This is a genomic window from Neoroseomonas rubea (assembly GCF_016106015.1).
GTDB classification, from domain to species: Bacteria; Pseudomonadota; Alphaproteobacteria; order Acetobacterales; family Acetobacteraceae; genus Neoroseomonas; species Neoroseomonas rubea.
On the sequence record NZ_JACADQ010000434.1, the window covers coordinates 1 to 2,869 of the forward strand.

Annotated in this window: 1 protein-coding gene; it reads right to left on the reverse strand. The window is 75.3% G+C overall.

Features of this window, described 5'->3' with window-relative positions; translation table 11 throughout:
* A partial coding sequence (locus tag HW577_RS23200) for a beta strand repeat-containing protein (protein WP_198378478.1) occupies positions 1 to 2,844 on the reverse strand: 2,844 nt, incomplete at its 3' end.
* Positions 2,845 to 2,869 lie beyond the last annotated feature (25 nt).

The following is a 2,869-nucleotide window of genomic DNA, read 5'->3' on the forward strand; positions in this document are numbered from 1 at the left end:
TCCGATCTCGAGGCTGCCCGCGCCGGCCTGCGCGACCAGCTCCCGCGTCCCGCCGCTGGCGACGATGCGCCCGCCCAGGGCCTGGGTGATGGTGCCGCCGGCGCGCAGCTCGATCCCGCCCGAGGCGCCATCGGACGTTACGTCGAAGGCGCCGAGCGCGATGTCGCCGGTCGCGCCGAGCCGCACGCGCCCCGCTTCCACCGCCGCGCCGACCGTGATGCCGCCGAGGGCGGCGACCTCGAAGGTCGTGCCCGTGGGCAGCGCGACGCCGGCCGCGATCTCCGCCGCGCCGCCCGCGACGGTGCTGGCGCCGATCGTGGTGCGGCCGAGCCGGACGGTGCCGGCGCCGATGTCGTTGAGGTCGGCTGCCGTGACCTGCAGCCGCAGCGGATCGGCCGCGCCGCCCACCACCACGCCGCGCCCGGCCGTGCGCGGGCCGATCTCGACCGTGCCGGAGGGGGCGGAGATGGTGCCGGGCGCCGTGATCGCGTCGGTCCGCAGCGCGATCGTCCCGCCGCTCGCCTGCACGATGCTGCCGGTGACGGTCAGGCTGTTCGCCACGACGCTGACCGCGCCCGTGCCCGTGCCGGTGATGCCCGGCGCGCCGCTGGCGGGAACGGTGACGGCGTTGCCCGTGATGGCGACGCCGTTGCCGCGCGCCTGCGTCACGCTCAGCGCCGTGGCGCCGGAGGTGAAGGCGAGCGCCCCGGTGGTCCGCGCGTCGAGCGCCGTCACCTGGTTGGCGAGGGCGAGCGTGGCGGCGCCGGCGGCGCTGCTCGCCGTGCCGTCCTGGCCGCGGATCGTCAGCGTGCCGCCGAGGTCGAGCGCCGCCGTCTGCGTGATCGCGCCGTTCGCCCGCAGCGTCGCGCCGGCCGCGGTGAGGGTGCCGCCGAGCGCGATCGATCCCGTCGTGCCGGTGGCGATGAGCGTGACGTCGCCGCGCGTGCCGCCGGACGCCGTGTTCAGCGGGCCGGCGAGCGCGAGCGTCTCGCCGCGCAGCGTGAAGGCCTCGGCCTCCGTCGCGCCCGCGAGGAGGCGGATGCTGCCATTCGCGCCGAGCAGGCTGACGCTGTTGTTGTTGCCGCTTGCCGTCACCGTCAGGTCGAGCGCCGCGCCGGGCGCGGCCGAGACGGGGGCGAGCACCGCCGTGCCGGCCTGGGTGATGTCGCCCTGGGCCTGCAGGATGACGCTGTCGGCCCGCAGCGTGCCGTTCAGCGTCAGGTCGGCATTGCCGGTCAGCGAGATGCTCGCCTGCCCTTCGACGGTGAGCGTGTTGCCCGCCGCGACGATGGTCGTGCCGGTCGCGGCGATGCGCAGATCGCCGTCGGCGGTCCCGCCGGTCAGCAGGCGCAGCCCGGCATTCGCCTGTTCCAGCACGATGTCGCCCGTGCCGGCGACGCTGGCGGTGAGGTCGACGGCGGTCGCCGGCGCGGTCCGCCGCTCGATCGTGCCGCCGGACTGGGAGATGCCGGTCTGCGCCGCAAGCGAGAGCGTGTTCGCGCGCACATCGGCGCCGAGCGCGATGGCGCCGCTCTCGGCCGTCAGCGTCGCGACGGTGGCGGTCAGCGTGCCGGTCGTGCGGATCGCCTCCGCCGTCAGGGTGAAGTTGCCGACCGCAGTGCTCGCACCCAGCGCGATCGGGCCATTGCCGGTCTGGTCGAGGGTGACGGCGCCGCTGGTCGTCGTCGTCGCGGTCAGCGGCAGTTCGATGGGCGTGGCCGGCGTCGAATCGCGGTGGGCGACGGTGCCGGCGGACTGCGTGACGCCCGTGGCGCCGGACAGCGCGAGGCTGGTCGCGCGGATGTCGCCCGCGAGCGTCAGCGTGCCGGTGGCGGCGGTCAGGCTCGTCGCGTTCGCGGTCAGGCTGCTGCCCACCCGCAGCGTGTTCGCCGAGACGGTGAAATTGCCGGTCGTGGCGCCGCTCGCGCCGAGGGCGATGTTGCCGTTGCCCGCCTGCGCCAGGGTGACGGAACCGGTGGAGGAGATGGCCGAGAGCGGCAGCTGCGTGGTCGCGCCGCCGCGATGCTGGATGTCGCCCCCGGTCTGGGTGATGGCGCCGCTCGCGGAGAGCGTGACGCCGGTGGCGCGCACATCGGCGCCAAGGCTGATGCCGCCGCGGTTCGTCTCGAGCGTCAGCGTGCCGTTGACCGACAGGTTCGCGCCCGCGCGCTGGACGATGTTGCCGTCCGTCACGCCGTCGCCGAGGCCGGCGCGCAGCGTCAGGTTGCCGGCATTGGTGCGGTTGACGACGCTGTCGAGGATGATCTGCCGGTTGGCCTCGAGGATGATGTTGCCGCCGTTGTAGCCCTCGATGGCGCCGGTGCCGATGCGCACCCAGTCATCGGCGCCGCCGCCCGTGGCGCCGACGCTGCCCGCGGCGCTGATGCTGCCCGTCGGCACGCTCGCCGGGTCCAGGCCGTTCGTGCCCGTGATCGTCTCCGTCACCGTCCCGAAGGGCAGCGTCGGCGAGCCGCTCGAGGAGATGATGATGTTCTGCGGGTCGAGCAGGAAGTCGCCGAGCGCGCCGTTCGGCGCCGTCAGGTCGACGATGCCGTGCAGCACGAAGGCGCCCTGGCCCGAGACCTCGATGAAGCCGCCATCGCCGGATTGCGCGCCGCCGCGCGCGGTCAGCGTGCCGCGCATCTCGGTGCGCTCGGCGCTGTTGACGACGATCTCGCCGCCGGTCCCGGCGGTGATGGCGTCGGCGCGGATGGTTGCACCCGCCTCGATCGTCGTGCGCCGGGCCATGGGCTGCTGCCGGCCGCGGCCTGCGGTGCCGACCAGCACGCGCCCGCCGCCCGCGCCACCCGAGGCATCGACCGTCGCGCCGGTGGCGACCGTCACGCCCTCGGTTGCCTGGATCGCGACC